General features: G+C 39.3%; 17 protein-coding genes. 9 read left to right on the top strand and 8 right to left on the bottom strand.

The features are described from left to right. From DWA30_RS02325 to DWA30_RS02310, 4 genes are all read left to right on the top strand, one after another. On the top strand, nucleotides 1-248 hold a 248-nt coding region (locus DWA30_RS02325; protein ID WP_136073132.1), incomplete at its 5' end, for a T9SS type B sorting domain-containing protein. Nucleotides 249-261: 13 nt separating this feature from the next. Beyond that, nucleotides 262-1,263 (top strand): PorP/SprF family type IX secretion system membrane protein, encoded by a 1,002-nt coding sequence (locus tag DWA30_RS02320; RefSeq protein ID WP_114490918.1) that lies wholly within the window; start codon nucleotides 262-264, stop codon nucleotides 1,261-1,263. A 239-nt stretch (nucleotides 1,264-1,502) separates the two neighbouring features. Then, entirely contained in the window at nucleotides 1,503-3,710 is a 2,208-nt protein-coding gene (locus tag DWA30_RS02315) for a histidine kinase (protein WP_114490917.1), read from the top strand. Then, entirely contained in the window at nucleotides 3,710-4,441 is a 732-nt protein-coding gene (locus DWA30_RS02310; protein WP_114490916.1) for a LytR/AlgR family response regulator transcription factor, read from the top strand. The genes DWA30_RS02315 and DWA30_RS02310 overlap by 1 nt, the downstream gene beginning before the upstream one ends. Here DWA30_RS02310 and murI read toward each other — a convergent pair whose 3' ends face one another. From murI to DWA30_RS02270, 8 genes are all read right to left on the bottom strand, one after another. Then, nucleotides 4,442-5,233, bottom strand: a complete 792-nt coding sequence (gene murI, locus DWA30_RS02305; protein WP_114490915.1) for a glutamate racemase — start codon at nucleotides 5,231-5,233, stop codon at nucleotides 4,442-4,444. It lies immediately after the preceding gene. 100 nt (nucleotides 5,234-5,333) lie between these two features. Then, on the bottom strand, nucleotides 5,334-5,843 hold the full coding sequence (locus DWA30_RS02300) for an OmpH/Skp family outer membrane protein (protein WP_114490914.1): 510 nt from the start codon (nucleotides 5,841-5,843) through the stop codon (nucleotides 5,334-5,336). Nucleotides 5,844-5,885: 42 nt separating this feature from the next. Then, nucleotides 5,886-6,743: an OmpH/Skp family outer membrane protein gene (locus DWA30_RS02295; protein ID WP_114490913.1), complete on the bottom strand. Its 858-nt coding sequence runs from the start codon at nucleotides 6,741-6,743 to the stop codon at nucleotides 5,886-5,888. 38 nt (nucleotides 6,744-6,781) lie between these two features. After that, the gene (bamA, locus tag DWA30_RS02290; RefSeq protein ID WP_168421721.1) at nucleotides 6,782-9,361 is read right to left on the bottom strand and encodes an outer membrane protein assembly factor BamA; all 2,580 of its coding nucleotides are present in this window, start codon (nucleotides 9,359-9,361) and stop codon (nucleotides 6,782-6,784) included. Continuing rightward, nucleotides 9,330-10,073 carry an undecaprenyl pyrophosphate synthase gene (gene uppS, locus DWA30_RS02285; RefSeq protein WP_114490911.1) on the bottom strand — a complete coding sequence of 248 codons (744 nt, stop codon included), beginning with the start codon at nucleotides 10,071-10,073 and terminating at the stop codon, nucleotides 9,330-9,332. The genes bamA and uppS overlap by 32 nt, the downstream gene beginning before the upstream one ends. Before the next feature lie 53 nt (nucleotides 10,074-10,126). Then, the gene (gene porG, locus DWA30_RS02280; protein WP_114490910.1) at nucleotides 10,127-10,819 is read right to left on the bottom strand and encodes a type IX secretion system protein PorG; all 693 of its coding nucleotides are present in this window, start codon (nucleotides 10,817-10,819) and stop codon (nucleotides 10,127-10,129) included. 99 nt (nucleotides 10,820-10,918) lie between these two features. Continuing rightward, nucleotides 10,919-11,803 (bottom strand): NAD kinase, encoded by an 885-nt coding sequence (locus DWA30_RS02275; protein WP_114490909.1) that lies wholly within the window; start codon nucleotides 11,801-11,803, stop codon nucleotides 10,919-10,921. 3 nt (nucleotides 11,804-11,806) lie between these two features. Beyond that, nucleotides 11,807-12,463: a CBS domain-containing protein gene (locus DWA30_RS02270; RefSeq protein WP_114490908.1), complete on the bottom strand. Its 657-nt coding sequence runs from the start codon at nucleotides 12,461-12,463 to the stop codon at nucleotides 11,807-11,809. An 86-nt stretch (nucleotides 12,464-12,549) separates the two neighbouring features. Between DWA30_RS02270 and DWA30_RS02265 the strand changes: the two genes are divergently transcribed. The 5 genes from DWA30_RS02265 (at nucleotide 12,550) to DWA30_RS02245 (ending at nucleotide 17,383) form a co-directional block, all read left to right on the top strand. After that, nucleotides 12,550-13,263 carry a pyridoxine 5'-phosphate synthase gene (locus DWA30_RS02265; protein WP_114490907.1) on the top strand — a complete coding sequence of 238 codons (714 nt, stop codon included), beginning with the start codon at nucleotides 12,550-12,552 and terminating at the stop codon, nucleotides 13,261-13,263. A 2-nt stretch (nucleotides 13,264-13,265) separates the two neighbouring features. Next, complete coding sequence (locus DWA30_RS02260) at nucleotides 13,266-14,027, top strand: alpha/beta fold hydrolase (RefSeq protein ID WP_114490906.1); 762 nt, start codon at nucleotides 13,266-13,268, stop codon at nucleotides 14,025-14,027. Between the two features lie 115 nt (nucleotides 14,028-14,142). Beyond that, nucleotides 14,143-15,390, top strand: a complete 1,248-nt coding sequence (locus tag DWA30_RS02255; protein ID WP_114490905.1) for an OmpP1/FadL family transporter — start codon at nucleotides 14,143-14,145, stop codon at nucleotides 15,388-15,390. 19 nt (nucleotides 15,391-15,409) lie between these two features. After that, entirely contained in the window at nucleotides 15,410-16,945 is a 1,536-nt protein-coding gene (locus DWA30_RS02250; RefSeq protein ID WP_114490904.1) for an SGNH/GDSL hydrolase family protein, read from the top strand. A 93-nt stretch (nucleotides 16,946-17,038) separates the two neighbouring features. Continuing rightward, nucleotides 17,039-17,383 carry a phage holin family protein gene (locus DWA30_RS02245; protein ID WP_114490903.1) on the top strand — a complete coding sequence of 115 codons (345 nt, stop codon included), beginning with the start codon at nucleotides 17,039-17,041 and terminating at the stop codon, nucleotides 17,381-17,383. The last annotated feature ends 84 nt before the right edge of the window (nucleotides 17,384-17,467 follow it).

Here is a 17,467-nt window from a genome sequence, read left to right as displayed (position 1 = left end):
CTCCTAATCAAGATGGGTATCACGACACTTGGAATATCATTGGAATAGGAGATGGTGACCCTACGGCAAAAATTTATATATTTGACCGCTATGGGAAGCTGCTCAAGCAGATCAGCCCGACTTCCCAAGGATGGGATGGAACCTATAACGGTAATCCGTTGCCTTCGAGTGATTACTGGTTCTTGGTAGAGTATACAGAAGACGATACCAGAAAGGAATTTAGAGGGCACTTTACCCTAAAAAGATAGAACTTAAAGACTTATGAAGATTAAAAAAACCTACTTTATCTTACTATTTTTAGTAACACAGCTCGGATTTTCACAAGATGGCATCCCTTTTTATAGTGACTACCTTTCAGATAATTTATATTTATTGCACCCCTCTATGGCCGGGGCAGCAGCACATAATCAGATTCGCTTAACGGCACGTCAACAGTGGTTCGATCAAAATGAAGCTCCAAACCTTCAAACATTGAGCTTTAATGCGAGGATTGGGGAGCGTTCTGGTGTTGGAGCAATCGTGTTCAACGATCAAAATGGATATCACTCACAAACGGGAGGATATCTTACCTATGCGCATCATATTATGTTTTCGAGAAGCGAAGCCGATTTAAATCAGTTGTCTTTTGGCTTAAGCGCTGGAATCATACAATCTAGGCTTGATGAAACACAATTTGATCCGAATGATTTTGACCCGATCATTGCGGGCATCATTCAGAGTAGTTCTTACTTTAACATTGATGCCGGTGTTTCTTATAACTTTCTTGATTTCTCCGGGCATTTTACGGTGAAGAATATAATCTTTCAGAATAGAAGTATTTTTTCCGAAGAGTTTGAAAACAACAATCAAAGGCGTTATATCTTATCGGCAGCATATGCAATAGGAAGATACGGATCTACATGGGCGTATGAACCTTCGTTCTTGTTCCAGTTTACAGAAAGAACCGGCGAACAGACCATAGACGTGAATTTTAAAGCCTACCGCAACATGGATTTTGGTCAGTTATGGGGAGGGCTATCCTACCGAAGAAGTTTTGACGGTGCCGAATTCTTAGACGGTACAGAAATAAGTGATCAAAAACTGCAATATGTGACCCCAATCGTAGGAATAAATTATAATAACTTTATGTTCGCGTATACCTATTCCTATCAAATTGGGAATATTAAATTCGACAGTGGTGGGTTTCACCAAATCACCCTTGGGTACGATTTCTTAGGTGGAAGACCAGAGCCTTACGACTGTAACTGTCCGGCGATCAACTAACGTCAAATTAGTAAAATATAATACGGACTGTATGCATTCGTGAACTACAACTTCAAGTTGGTAGCTTTCACTATTTTTACACTAAAAAACGCGAATGAGTGTGGCTGTCTTTCTATTGTGTGAAATGACCCTTTCAGTACGTTAACTACGCTTAAACGTCACAATGGATACATATATCCTTAAATACTCATTTCTTAGTACAAAATAAAGTGCGTAAGTTTATAGCGAACTTATATCGTATGCGCTTTCACCTGTTTTATACACCATTATTGTTTTTCCTTTTAGGGGTCACAGCTACGGCACAAAACTCTAAAAGCGAATCGCCACAATTTGTGGTAAAGGGTGAAGTAATCGATAAAGCTAACGAGCAACCAATTCCTAAAGTGAACGTAGAAATCGTTGGGGGTGCTTACACCACTACCGATGCCAACGGTCGATTTTCAATTAAAGCTGGTGAGGGTGATCAAATAGTGATTAGAAGTGATGCCTTCCAAACGGTCTATCGAGAAATAAGACAGGGTGATTACCTGAGAATAGAGGTAGAAAAGGCCGAAGACGAATTACAACCTGCATCACAGCGATTAACCAATTCCCCTTCAAATAGTTTATTTACTACTTATATAGATTCGGCCCAAACAATTTTAAAGACGGACCCTAAGCGGAGTATAGAATACGTTACCAAAGCATTAGAATCGGTTCCCGGTAAGGTTGGGTCGAATTCGCAGAATAGTATAGCTTTCGAAACCTTAGGAGATATTAATCTTTATTGGCAACAGAGCGATCTGGCAGTCGATAACTATAAACGAAGTTTGGACGCAAGTCCTAAGACCGATGTTCGGATTAAACTCGCTGAAGCCTTCCGAAGTAATAATAACTATCAAGAGAGCATTACTACCTATAATCGATTGTTAGCGCAACGTTTATCGGTATTTCAGCGCATTGCCGTATATCAAGGTTTGGGCGATGTTTATATGGCAACCAACACGCCTTCCGAAGCGATAAAGAACTACCAACTAGGATTGGATGTAGCAACTAATAATTCGATCACATCAAAAATAACCGATTTAAATTCAAAAATTGGAGAGGCCTACGCGTTAAGCGGCTCGCTATCGCAGGCTGAAACGTATTTCGATAACTCATTAACCCTTTCGAAAAAAGAAACCCGCAAGCGTGCTGTAGAAGAAAAGAACAAAGTCGCCGACTTTTACAATCAAAAACAGGATTTTGATAAAGAAATTCAGTTGCGTTCCGAAGCATTGGAAGAGATTGAATCGATGGACGATGCTGAAAGTAGTGGTGTTGTGGAAGATAACAATAGCGCTTTAACCCCGCAGCGACAAAATTATAAAATTGCAAATGCCTTTGTGGGTCAACAAAAGTATGAAGAAGCCATTCCGTTTTTAGAACGCAGCATAGAAGAGGCCGGTGCTAAAGAAGATCTAGTGGTGGAAAAGGACGCCACACGAAAACTCTCTGAAGTCTATAAGAATATGGGAGCTTTCGACAAGGCTGCAGACAGCTATGAGCGATATGCGGAAGTCTTGAATGAACTCTACATTAAAAGAGAGCAAGAAATTTCGCAAGCAGCACGATTTAGTCGTGAGATCGCTTTAAAACAAAATCGAATTGCCAGTTTAGAAACAGAACGAAAATTAAATGAAAGTCGGTATCAATTGGCATTCGAGAACCAAGAATTGATCGAGACCAATAATCGCGTGCAAAAATGGGTGATTGCTTCTTTAGTACTTATCGCCTTGCTCTTAATGGCCATGGCTTATACCCAGTTTAAGAATGTGAAACAACAAAAGTATGCGAATAATCTACTCGCGTTAAAATCGTTGCGAACTCAAATGAATCCGCATTTTATTTTTAATGCCCTAAACTCGGTTAATAGTTTTATTGCGAGTAATGATGAGAGAGCTGCGAATAAATACCTTAGTGAATTTTCACAACTTATGCGCTCTGTACTTGAAAACAGTGAAGAAGATTTTATTCCGTTGGAAAAGGAACTCGAACTGTTGCACCTTTACGTGAAACTGGAACATTTTAGATTTCAAGATAAATTTGAGTATCGTATAGAGGTAGATGAAACGATCCCCATGGAAGAATATGTAATCCCGCCAATGTTGCTGCAGCCGTATGTGGAAAATGCGGTATGGCATGGATTGCGTTACAAGGACAAAAAGGGACTGTTGCTCATAGAATTTAAACAACTTAATTCGCAGCGGGTAAAAATTACGATCACCGATGATGGAATTGGGCGAAAGCGATCGAAAGCCTTAAAGACCGAACATCAAAAACGACAGAAATCTAAAGGGATGGGCAATATCCAAAAACGAATTGCTATCCTAAATGAGATGTATAAAGATAAAGTAGATGTTATAATAGAAGATGCCTCCCAAGACGAAACGGGTACGCGTGTAAGTTTAGTGTTAAAGAAAGATTGATGAAATTAAAAGCCATACTCGTTGAAGACGAAGCCAAGAGCAGAGAAATTTTAAAAAACTATATTTTAAAATACTGTCCCAAGGTCGACCTGGTAGGAGAAGCTTCCAATATAGAAGAAGGCTTAGTGCTAATTAGAAATCATTCCTTAGACCTAGTTTTCTTAGACGTAGAGATGCCTTATGGTAACGCATTCGATTTGTTGGATAAGGTGGGAGATCGTCAATTTGAAACGGTCTTCGTAACGGCCTACAGTCATTACGCGATCGAGGCCTTGAATGCCCACGCGTCTTACTATCTACTAAAACCTATATCGATCGATAAGCTGATTGAAGCTGTTGATTATGTGTATGCGATCAAAGAAAAGGAGAATAGTTTGCAGAACACGGTACTTCAGCCGGTGAACGCTCAAGTTAATGGTAAGATCACCATTCCTGTGCAGAACGGATTTGAAGTATTGGAGATCGCCGATATCCTATACTGTCAAGCCGATGATAATTATACCAACATCTATTTAACAGACCGAAAGAAATTAGTGAGCAAAACGCTAAAGTATTTTGAACAGATCCTGGCGAAAAACGGCTTTGCGCGTGTTCATAAATCTTATTTGGTGAATGTAAACGCCGTGATCGAATATAAAAAAGGCAAGGGAGGTAGTGTGGTGCTTTCCAACGGCAAAGAGGTCATGGTGAGTCCATCTCGAAAGAAAGAATTGCTCGCCTACTTTAGCTAGTTAGAATTCTTTCTCTTTCACTGAAATTTCTTCGGAAAAATTAGCCAGTAAATTCTTCAAAGTTGACGGATTGGCATTGGTATAGAATTGAAGGGTAGGTATTCTGTTTTCCTTCTGAAGCAATCCGTGATTCTCTAAAATGGTTTGGGTTTGTTTGGCTACTGCTTCACCCGAATCTATGATGGTAACTTCCGAGGGTAGGATTTCTGTTAACTTCGGAATAAGATAAGGATAATGACTACAGCCTAACACCAAGTAGTCTATGTTGGCAGCAATCATGGGTGAAGTATATTCTTTTAATAAGGCATTCATTTCGTCGCTATCAATTTGGTTGTTTTCAATAAGTGGAACCAAACCTTCACCAATGATCTCAATTACCGAAATGTCTTTTGTAAATTCTTCGGCCGTCTTGTGAAATAGAGCACTGCTCAGTGTTCCTTTGGTGGCTAATATTCCTATCGACCTTGATTTAGTTTTTAATGCAGCCGGTTTTATGGCAGGTTCTATGCCTATGATAGGAATTGTAAACTGCTCGCGCAATATATCGATCGCATTGGTTGTAGCAGTATTGCAAGCCACTACAATGATCTTGGAACCCATATTAATTAAAGTCTGAGTGTTCTTTAGGCTTAACCTAATAATCTCTTGAGCCGATCGGTTGCCGTAAGGCGCATTAATACTATCTGCTAAATAGATAGTGTCTTCGTTGGGAAGACGTTGATGTATCTCTTTCCATATGGAAGAACCACCAACGCCCGAATCGAATATTCCTATAGGACTTGATATTTTCATTCCGATAAAAATACGCAAACTATTAAGAAGGATATTTGCTTATGGTCATAAAAAAAGCCTGCTAAATAAGCAGGCTTTTGTATAGTGAAATGAATTTAAATTACATTCCTAGTTCTTTTTTTACATCACCAAGAAGATCTTTCCCATCGGCTAATAAAATTCCCGATCCTTGAGAAGAATCAAGTACATATTCGAACCCTTGTGCTCTTGCCACTTTTTGGATCGCAGCACGTGCTTTCTCTAGAATTGGTTGAAGAATATCGATCTCTTTTTGTTGTAGGTCTTTCATTGCTTCGTTTCTGTAAGCAACGATGTTATTCTGCATCCCTTGTACTTCTTGCGCACGTTTTGCGTTCTCTTCATCGGTCTTGCTTCCTTCTTCCGAACCGTAAAGCTTTACTTTGACATCTAATTCTTTTGCCATTGCTTTGATCTCTGTATCGTAGGTCTTCTGAAGTTTCTCTAATTGACTCTGAGCTGCTTTCATTTCAGGCATAGCTTCAACTAGCTCTTGGGTGTTAACATGCGCTATTTTTGATTGCGCAGTTGCAACTGTTGTAGCTCCAACAAACATCATGATAGCTACGAATAAAAATTTGAACTTTTTCATTGTTATTGTATTAAATTAAGTGTTTAAAAATTGAGTGTTAATTTATTTATTATTTCCGCCTTCACCTTCTTCTTCTTCCTCGTTCTCTCCGGGAGGATTATTTCGGTTTTCACGGGCTGCTCTAATAGAGTCTTGTCTTCGTTGTCTTTCTTCTAGAAGTCGTTGACGTCTTGCTTCGAATTCGGCTTGTTTAGCGGCACGAATTGAATCTCTTACACGTCTACGCTCTTCCATTGCTTGCTCGCGTTCCGATTTTCTAGCTTCAATTGCTTCTTCACGCTCGGTTACTGCTTCGTCTTCTTCAAGACTAAGTTCTTCACGTCGCTCTAATTCTCGCTTTTCTTTTTTAGTACTAATTTCTTCACGTTTGGCAGCTCGATTAATACTTCGTAATACTTGATCGCTTATATCGTTTCGCTCTGCTGCAAACAACATTTGCAGATCTCCTGACGCACGATCGAAGATAAAATCGTATTTTTTGTTTTCAGCTATTTCTTGTACGATGTTAAATACTTGATCCTGTATTGGCTGTACTAATTGTCGACGCTGAATAAACAGATCGCCATTAGGACCAAAACGATCTTGTTGGTATTCTAGCATTTCATCCTCTTTAATTTTGATCTCTTCTTCGCGTTCTTCGATAAGCTCTTTAGTAAGCAACACACGTTCGTTGCTTAAATTTAGCTTCATTTGATCGATCTCTTTGCTTTTCTTTTCAATGTCTTGTTTCCACTTCATCACCTTGCCTTCTAGCTGCATAGAAGCTTCAGTGTATTCAGGAACATTCTCCAGAATGTATTCCATGTCTATATATCCAATACGAGCGCCTCGTTGTGCTTGAGCTACGAAGGTTAAGCACAAAAACGCAAAAGCAAGAAATAGTAACTTTTTAGTCTTCATAATTGTTGGTTGTTGTTTAAGAAAATATCGTGCCAAAGTTAAAATTGTTGTCCAATAATAAAGTGTGTTTCCCAACCATTTGGTTGTGATCCACCTAAGATAGGATCAAACCCATATCCAAAATCGATTCCTAATAATCCAAATGCCGGCATAAATATACGTAATCCTGCTCCGGCAGAACGTTTTAGGCTAAAAGGATTGTATTCTCTAAAGCCGTCGTACGAACCACCTCCTTCGGCAAAACCTAGCACATAAATGGATGCTAATTGCTTTAAGGTAATAGGGTATCGTATTTCTAACGAAAATTTATTGTAAATGGTATTTCCATCTTGATTAGAAAGTGATTGATTAGGATATCCTCGTAACTGAATCACTTCACGACCGTCCAAACTAAATGATCCCAAACCATCTCCACCAACGAAGAATCGTTCAAAAGGTGGGATACCTCGATCCGGATTATAAGCCCCTAAGAAGCCAAATTCTGTATTGGTTCTTAACACTAGGTTTTCAACTATTCTCGTATACCAAGTACCTTTAAATTTGATCTTATAGTATTCTAACCACTTAAAGCGTTCTTGATCGATCTTGCTTCGGTTAGGATTACCGTCAAAATCCTGAAATTCTGGCAGATTTCCTAGATTATCATAATCAACATTGTTGAAGAGCGAATACGGTGGCGTTAATTTTGCGGTTAAACTAAACTCCGATCCTGCCAATGGATAGATCGGGTTCACCGAAGTATTGTTTCGGCTTAAACCAATGGTGTAGGCTAAATTGTTAGAATAACCATCTCCGAAGGTAAATAAGCCAGTGTTATAATTCTTTAAATTGTAATGCTGAAAGCTGATCGCTTGCGACAAGACAAAGTAATCATCTGGCCATTTTAGTTTTGTAGCTAATCCTACCGATCCTCCAGTAATTAAAAATCTTCGGTCCTTGTCTACATCTCTATTTCTGAAGTCGTAGAAGTATTGTATGGTGTGTGAAAAGGATGTACTTAACTGCACAGGTTTTTTACCACCTAGCCATGGCTCTACAAGCGACAGGCTATAGGTTTGATAGAAACTACTTCCTTGTGCACGAATAGATAACTTTTGACCATCGCCCATAGGTAACGGCTTATAAGCATCCTTGTTAAAGATATTCCGAAGCGAGAAGTTGTTAAAAGATAGCCCTAGCGTTCCAACAAAGCCACCGCCTCCGTAACCTCCTTGAAGTTCGATCTGGCTAGCACCTTTTTCAACCACCGAATATTCTAAATCGAGGGTCCCGTTATTTGGATCTACATTTTTAAATTCCGGTGTTAATTGCTCGGGATCAAAATAGCCTAACTGTCCTAATTCTCGAATGGTTCGAACTACATTACGTTTGCTGTATTTTTGTCCGGGACGTGTACGCAATTCACGATAGATCACATGGTCGTTGGTACGATCGTTCCCAACTACAGTAACATGATCGAAATACGCGATTTTTCCTTCCACGATTCGAATTTCGAAATCGATAGTATCATTACGCACACCAACTTCTACCGGGTTGATTCTTGAAAACAGATATCCGGTATTTTGATATAAGTTGGTAAGGTCGTTCGCTTCAGGATCGGTGTTATCTGCGATGCGTTCTTGTAATAAGACGCCGTTATAGGCTTCACCTTTTTTAATGCCTAATATTTGACGCAATTGATTGTCGGTATACACACTGTTTCCGATAAAACGAATGTTTCCGAAGTAATATTTCTGACCTTCTTCAACATTAATACGAAGTGCAACATTCTTTTCGTCCTCAACGATAAGGGTATCACTCACGATTCGTGCATCGCGATACCCATTCGATTTATATTTTTTAATGATAGACGCTTTATCCTCTTCATATAAATCTTGGGAGAACTTTGAGCGTTTAAAGATTCGAAAGAAATTCTTTTGTTTCACTTCTTTCATTGCCTTACGCAATTTGCGATCTGAAAGTTGTTCGTTGCCCACGAATTCGATAGAGGATACCTTAACTTTTTCGCCTTTATCGATCTCGATCTTCATATTCTTACCTATCTCTACACCGGTGGAGTCGGTAGCCGGAGCCGTGCTTATAATCACCTCGGTATTGAGGAAGCCTTCATCACGATATTTGTTTGTAATGTAATTCTTGGTCGTGGTAATGAGGTTTTTAGTGATCTTAACTCCAGGCTTAAGGTTATTATCTGCGATAATATCCTTGGTCTTACGCTGCTTGATTCCTTCTACGGTTACCTCATTCAGTTTGGGCAATTCAACGATATAAAGTTCAAGATCTACTTTGTCCCCATCAAGATTGGTAACGTAAAATGCGATATCGCTAAAGAGGTTTTGTTCCCATAGCTTTTTGGTTATGGCACTTAGTTTTTCTCCGGGAATAAAAATGCGATCTCCTTCCTTGAGACCGGTAAAAGCAATTACCGTTTGTTCGTTAAAATTTTGAGCACCGGTAACCGTGATAGAATTTATCTCATATTTTCGACCAGTATCAAGTTCTTTTTGTTGGCCGTATACCCCAATAACCGAAATTATTGTAAAAATAAGAATACAAAGACTTTTTTTGAATGATTGCAAAAATAACCTATTGTTTAATTTGTTCAATTGTCTTTCCAAATCGTCGTTCTCTGTTTTGATAATTTAATAGGGCTTCAAAAAGATGGTTCTTTGTATAATCTGGCCAAAGCGTCTCCGTAAAATACAATTCGGCATACGCAATCTGCCAAAGTAAAAAATTGCTAATTCGCTGTTCTCCACTGGTGCGGATAAGCAAATCAACATCGGGTAAATTTTGCGTGTAAAGATGATTATTAATAACTGATTCATCAATCTCGCCGGGCGAAATTAGGTTATTTTTAACTTTATGACTAATCTCTTTGATGGTTTTTGTAATTTCTTCTCTAGAACCGTAACTTAAAGCAAGGGTAAGCGTCATTCTGTCGTTGCTTTTAGTTTGGTCCATTACGTCATGTAACTCGGTAAATGCGCGTTTAGGCAATGCATCTAAATTTCCAATCGCATTTAATTTTATATTGTTCTTCTGAAGTGTTTTTATCTCCTTTTTTAAGGAGGAGACCAACAACTTCATTAATAGTTCTACCTCTAACTTTGGACGATTCCAATTTTCGGTAGAGAAAGCGTATAGTGTAAGGAAAGGGATGTGGATTTCGGCACAAGCTTCTACGATTTCTCGTACTGCTTTGGTACCATTTTCATGACCAATAGAGCGATATAAGCCTTTTTGTTTCGCCCAGCGTCCGTTGCCGTCCATGATCACTGCTAAGTGCCGGGGAAGCTTATTCTTGTCTATTTGATCTTGTAAATTCATTTCATTGATGTCTTACTGCTTAGGTGACTTCCTGTTAAAGACTGCTTCTATTTCTAAAAATTACAATAACAAGGTTTTCTTCCAAAAGTGAAAGTTAAGGTCATTCCAGAAAACACATACCAATCGTCACTGTTGGTGTTTCCAAATTTTAGAGCGGTCTCATCTTCCAGCCCGTTCACGGGATTACTTCCATCCAGATCATCTGTAAACGTATATCTCGCGCCTATCTCGAAACCAAGTACTAATTTAGTGCCAACGGTTGTTTTAAACCCGACGACCATAGGTATTGCAATAGCACCGGCCTTATCGTATTCTATAATTTGATCGTTCGCACGTTTGTATAAGGCATTATAACCAAAATAGGTTAATCCCGTATATAAATATGGTGCCGATGCGGGTTTACCGCTATACATGCTAAACTCCCAAAACGTGTATTCTAGTCCGATGGATAATTCCTTGATCGAATTTTCAAAAGAATAACCTCGCTCTTTTCTTCTACTTTCATCCGATTCTGCATCATTTCCTTCAATGTTTGCTACCAATATAGATGCTCTAAAAGAATGTCGCGGTCCACGGTTCCATTTAAAAATACCGCCGAAACCGAGGGTGTTCGGACTAATATAATTGGTTTTTCCAACGTCTCCAATATAGTTGGCGCCTCCAATGATTCCTCCAATCTCATAGGTTTGGGAATGTGTTAATAATGAACACATCACAATAAAAAACACGGCTGTGAAATACTTCATATACCTTAAAAGTTTGCAAATATAATAATAAACTTCGCTTAACCGCATTATAAGCGAATTTGTCTCTGTTGATTAACAAATTTTAGGGTATTTTATTGCCTAGTTGCGTTTGTCTTCGCCCCATAATAATTTTTTCCGAAGTGTTTTTATAAAACTATCACCCGCTAATTGTACAAGTTTAATAGTAAAGGGAGCCTTTTCAATTAACAAGGTGGTTTCGTTTTCTAAGGTAGCAATCCTAGAATCGAGAGACACTAAAAATGATTGCTCTCTTCCACTTACCTTTAACGATATCTTACTGTTGTCTGGTATTACCAAGGGACGCGCGTTTAAGTTGTGAGGGGCAATAGGGGTGATCACAATGCTATTGGTGCTTGGATCGATCACGGGTCCTCCACAACTTAACGAATACCCTGTAGAGCCGGTGGGTGTTGCCACTATGAGTCCGTCAGACCAATAAGACGTGAGATACTCGTCGTTTACTTTGGTCTCTACTTTGATCATTGAAGTTGTGTTCTTCCGATTTACCGCAACTTCGTTTAGTGCAAAGTTCAAAGTTGTTATTTCGTTATTGTCGGGTTGTGTGGCTATAGTAAGTAGACTTCGTTCAGAAATAGAATATTCCTCATTCAAAATCTGATTGATGCTTTCTGATATTTTTTCCTTCTGAATTGTCGCCAAAAAACCTAACCTTCCGGTATTAATACCCACGATGGGAATATCGAGATCGCGAACAAAGGTCACAGCTTTCAGCAAAGTGCCATCTCCACCAATGCTAAAGAACAGGTCGTAAGAGTTATCCAGTTCGTTAAATGTTTCAACTTCAGAGAAGTTGTGGGTAATGTCATGATGCTCCTTAATAATACTTAGAAAATTCTGTTCAATGACGATTTCTATATTTTTCTTCTGAAGCGCATCGAGTATATCCTGAATGTATTTTTCAGAATTTTTATGATAGAACTGTCCGTAGATACCTATCTTCATCGCTTACATGTTTAGGTATTTGTTCAAATAGTCGGACCGCTCTTTTAAATCTTCCAAGAGTTTGTCTTCTTCGTGATTGGAAACTATATGGTAATCATAACGTCTAAAAGTTTGTACTATAGCGTTCATACCGGTATGGCCTATTTTTATTGTAGCCTGCATGGTGTCGTTTGCCAAGCTTGAAATGAAAACACCGAGTATTTTAGCGTCATTGGATTCAACGATCTGACAAATCTCACTGAAGGAGTATTCTCGAATGGGCTTCTCTACAACGATAATTCCACCGGCTTCATTAAGAAAAGGAGTGTCGTTGAATAAGTTCATAATATCACCCAATTCATAATACCCAACATAATTATTCTCTTGTCCTAAAACTGGCATGATATTGCTATTTCGCATCGCAAAAGCTTCCAAAATGTCTAACCAGTTGGTGGTTTCGCGAACATAAAAAGGTTCGAGAGCATATTGATAATCACGAATACTTTTATCGGCATCAAAGCAATGCGCATCGGTTTCACTTATACATCCTAAATAGGTAGTATCGTTTTTAACCGGGATGTGCGAATACGTAAGTTGATTAAAAGTGCGTTGTACTTCTTTTATCCCTGAATCCAACTGAAAAGGTTGAATATCATTAATAATGTAGTGATGAGTTTCCACAAGTTCAATTTTTATGCAAATTACTCAAAATATAACTTTATAAGCCTCTAGAAGCTTTGTATTTTTGTTAATTCTAAAAAGTATATATGACAAAACTAAGTGTTAATATCAATAAAATCGCAACCCTGCGAAACGCTAGAGGTGGATCGGTGCCCAATGTGGTTCAAGTGGCGAAAGATGTACAGCGTTTTGGGGCCCAAGGTGTAACCATACATCCGCGTCCCGACGAACGTCATATACGTTATCAGGATGCGTACGACCTCAAGTCGGTTGTAACCACCGAATACAATATTGAAGGAAATCCCATTCCGAAATTCTTAGACATGGTGCTAGAGCTCAAACCGACTCAAGTAACCTTGGTGCCCGATGCCGTGGATGCTATCACATCAAACGCGGGCTGGGATACTATTCAACATAAAGAATATCTTCAAGGTATTATATCCCGTTGCAAAAATGCTGGAATTCGCACCTCAATTTTTGTCGATCCGGTCGAAACAATGATAAGAGGTGCTGCAGAAACCGGTACCGACCGAATCGAGCTGTATACGGAAGCCTATGCAGAAGGATTTCAGAAGGGAAATAAAAAAGCCATTACGCCTTATGCTAAATGTGCTGAATTAGCACATGAACTGGGCTTAGGGATTAATGCAGGACATGATCTTTCGTTAGCTAACATTCAATATTTTAAGCAAAACATTCCACATCTACTAGAAGTTTCTATTGGGCATGCGCTAATTTGTGAGGCGATTTACGAGGGACTCGAGAATGTTATTGCCGAATATCTCGAAAAACTAAAATAAACATGCTTTTACATTCTCAAATATTAGGACAAGGAACTCCATTCTTGATTTTACATGGGTTCTTAGGAATGAGCGACAATTGGAAAACCCTAGGGAATCGTTTTGCTGAAGAAGGTTATGAAATGCACTTGGTGGATCAACGGAACCACGGGCGCAGTTTTCATTCTAACGAATTCTCCTATTCAATAATGGCAGATGATCTTAAAACCTATTGCGAGCATCACAAATTGAATGAGATCATCTTATTGGGCCACTCTATGGGTGGAAAAACGGCCATGCAATTTGCAGTACAGTATCCTTCGAAGGTTTCAAAACTGCTGGTAGCAGATATTGGGCCCAAAGCCTACCCGCAACATCATCAAGATATTTTAAAGGGACTGTCGATGCTGGATTTTTCAGAAATAAAAAGTAGGGGAGAAGCAGATAAAGCACTTTCAGCCTACGTGAAAGAAAAAGGAGTTCGTCAATTTCTTCTGAAAAACTTGTATTGGAAAGAAAAAGGCAAGTTAGGGTTGCGAATGAATCTTCCCGTATTAACTAAAGAAATTGAGGAGGTTGGCCAAGCCATAAAAAGTGAAACTCCCTATAAAGGCGCCAGTTTGTTTTTGAAGGGCGATCGCTCCGGTTATATCGATTCGATGGACGAGATAGGGATAAAAAAGTATTTTCCAAATGCTACTATTGAAACAATTTCGAACGCAGGCCATTGGTTACACGCAGAAAATCCTGACGAATTTTACCAAAAAGTGATGAATTTTTTATAACATTGCAATATCATTTTTATTATGTATGCATAATAAATTGTTTAAAATCATTTATTTGCGTGCTCATAAAAAGTAATTTCTATAAAAAGAATAATTAATCTAACTTAAATCTATTATGAAGAAAGTATTACTTCTTGCTGTTTTTTTATTAGGAACAGCAATAACGTATGCCGGAGGTTATCGAGTGAGTTTACAAGGTAACAAATCTTTGGCTATGGGTCACGCAGGGGTTGCTGTAATTAGCAGTGAATCATTGTTCTTTAACCCGGCTGGGTTAGTACACTTAGAAAACAGATTGACAATTGCCGGTGGTGTAAGTGGTGTGTTTTCAAATGTTGCTTACCAAAACGAAATGACAGGAGAATCTGCACAAACAGATAGTCCGGCGGGAACTCCGTTTTATCTGTATGGGTCTTATCAAGCGAACGACTGGTTGGCTTTTGGTCTGGGTATTTATACTCCTTACGGTAGTACTGTAGAATACGAAGATGATTGGGCCGGATCGCACCTTGTTAACAACATCGATCTTGCTGCGATCTACATTCAACCTACGGTTTCTATTAAATTAGGTGAGTACTTTAGTGTGGGTGGTGGACCGATTTATGTAACTGGTTCGGTAAACTTTAATCGTAACCTTAACCGTACGCTAACCGATCTAGATGGTAATCGTTCTGAGGTTACCGTTGACGCTTCAGGTGTGAATGAATGGGGATGGACCGCAGGTGTTCTTTTCTCACCAACAGACGATTTCAACATTGGTTTTAACTACCGAAGCGAGATCGTTCTTAAGGCAGAAGATGGCGATGCCGATTTCGAGAATATTCCTAATTCACCTTTAACGCCCTTTGCAGACACTACTTTTGATGCAGAATTACCGCTACCGGCAGAACTAACTGTTGGATTGTCGTACCAGTTTTGTGATAAATGGATGTTCGCTTTCGATTTTAACCGAGCGTTCTGGGATGTATACGACTCCTTAGATCTGGATTTTGCAGATCCAAATATACCAGATTCTAATAATAGAAGAAATTATAAAAATGCATCTACGTATCGCTTCGGATTACAGTATGAAGCGACTAGTATGTTTACATTACGTGCAGGATACTATTTTGATGAGTCACCTGTGCAGGATGGATTTTTTGCTCCGGAAACTCCGAGAAATGACAGTAATGGATATACTGCCGGTTTAACATTCAATGTTAATGACAACTTCCAGATCGATGCATCATTCTTATATCTTCACTTTAAAGAAGTAGATGCATCTTACGATTTCTATTTTGAAAATGGACAAGCAGTTCCATTTAGCGGAAAATACAAATCGAACGCATTTATTCCTGGTTTAGGGGTTACGTATAAATTGTAAATGAAAAAATTCAGAAAAGATGAAAAATAGTATAAAAATATTAGCAGGTTTAATAGCCGTTGGCTTTGTAAGCTGTGAGCCGGAGTTTGAAAACTCGGTTGAAGATCAAGGATTTTATGACAGTGGTTCAGCAGATTTCTCTCGTTTTGTAGCTGTGGGAAATTCACTAACAGCAGGATTCGCCGATAATGCATTGTATATAACCGGCCAAGAGAACTCATATCCAAATATTATGGCGGGACAGTTTTCTTTCGTTGGAGGAGGAGAATTCACACAGCCGTTAATGAATGATAACCTTGGTGGATTATTGTTGAACGGAACGCAAATTACCGGTAATCGTCTGGTTTTAGCTGCCGATGCAAACGGAACGCCTTTAGGGCCTGTAGAATTGGAAGGTATGCCGACCACAGAAATAACAACAAGCGCAACGGGTCCCTTTAATAATATGGGAGTTCCTGGAGCTAAGAGTTTTCATTTAGTGGCTCCCGGATACGGTAATGTAGCCGGGGTGGCTTCTGGTGCTGCAAATCCATACTTCGCACGTTTTGCCACATCGGCAAATGCCACAGTTATTGGTGACGCCGTAACATTGAATCCTTCGTTCTTCACCCTTTGGATTGGAAATAACGACATTCTTAGTTATGCGACCTCCGGAGGTATTGGAGTAGATCAAACGGGAAATCTTGATCCTGCTACCTACGGACCTAACGATATCACAGACCCGAATGTGTTTGCGTCTGTGTACAGCCAACAAGTAGATGCCTTGTCTGCTTCTGCATCTGGTGGCGTATTGGTAAATATTCCTGACGTAACTTCTATTCCTTATTTTACAACTGTACCGGTACAATCCATTCCATTGGATGCTGCTACTGCTGCGGCTGTGAATGCAGAATTCGAACTGTTCAATACTCAAGTATTACCAGGATTGGTAGGAGCAGGTCTTTTAAGCGAAGAGGAAGCGAACCAGCGTATGATCAACTTTGTCGCAGGTGCAAACTTCCCGATCCTTACAGACGATGATCTTTTAGATCTTAGTCCGATATTACAAGGACCTCCATTTAACTTGCCGGCCGAATTAGCCCAGTTGTTAGGTCAAATTCGTCAAGCAACCAATGACGATCTTATCGTATTGCCGGCATCATCGGTATTAGGAACTACGCCGGACCCGAGTAACCCATTAGGAGTGATTGGTGTATCAATTCCGCTTAGCGATCAATTTGTATTAACCGACACAGAGCAGTTTAGAGTTGCTAATGCTTCTGCAGCATATAATCTAACAATCCAATCATTGGCAGGTGCTAACGATTTGGCATTTGTGGATGCAAGAGCAGCATTAGAACAAGTTGCTGAGGTAGGAGTACCATACGATGCTGGACTATTGACAGACACCTTTGTAACGGGAGGCGCTTTCTCTTTAGATGGAGTGCACCCAACACCGCGTGGATATGCATATACTGCTAATTTGATGATCCAAGCGATCAATGCAAAATACGGTGCTACGATTCCACAAGTTAATATTGGAAATTACGGAACCGTAACCCTAACAAACAATTAAGAGACACGCTTTAGTGTTTAAATAAATAAAATCCGTTCTCAATTTTTTGAGAGCGGATTTTTTTATCTTTATCCTATAACTAAAAAGGCTATTATGAAATTACTCCTAAAGTTGTTGCTTACCGCTGTTGCCGTTGTATTGCTGGCGAAACTCTTACCTGGGGTATCGGTAGCGGGTTATGTATCAGCTATCATTGTGGCCGTGGTGATCGCTTTACTGCGATTTATTGTTAAGCCTATCTTGGTAATACTTACCTTACCGGTTACTATCATCACATTGGGACTATTTCTTCTTATCATCAATGCGTTTATTATCTTGATGGCCGACTACTTTGTTGGCGGTTTTGAAGTTAGAAATATATGGTGGGCCTTGTTGTTTAGTTTGCTATTATCCTTCCTCCAATCCATACTGCATTCGCTTCTCGATGACAAAAAATAAGCAGTTGAATAACAGCTAGTAAATGCTTGCTGACTTGGTATAAATATCGTACTTTTGCACCCGCCTTCTGAAGAAGGAGATTGT

This window comes from Candidatus Ulvibacter alkanivorans, from assembly GCF_003333325.1.
GTDB lineage: Bacteria > Bacteroidota > Bacteroidia > Flavobacteriales > Flavobacteriaceae > Ulvibacter_A > Ulvibacter_A alkanivorans.
The sequence above is the reverse complement of the archived record's forward strand: the minus strand, read 5'-3'. Positions and strand labels throughout refer to the sequence as shown.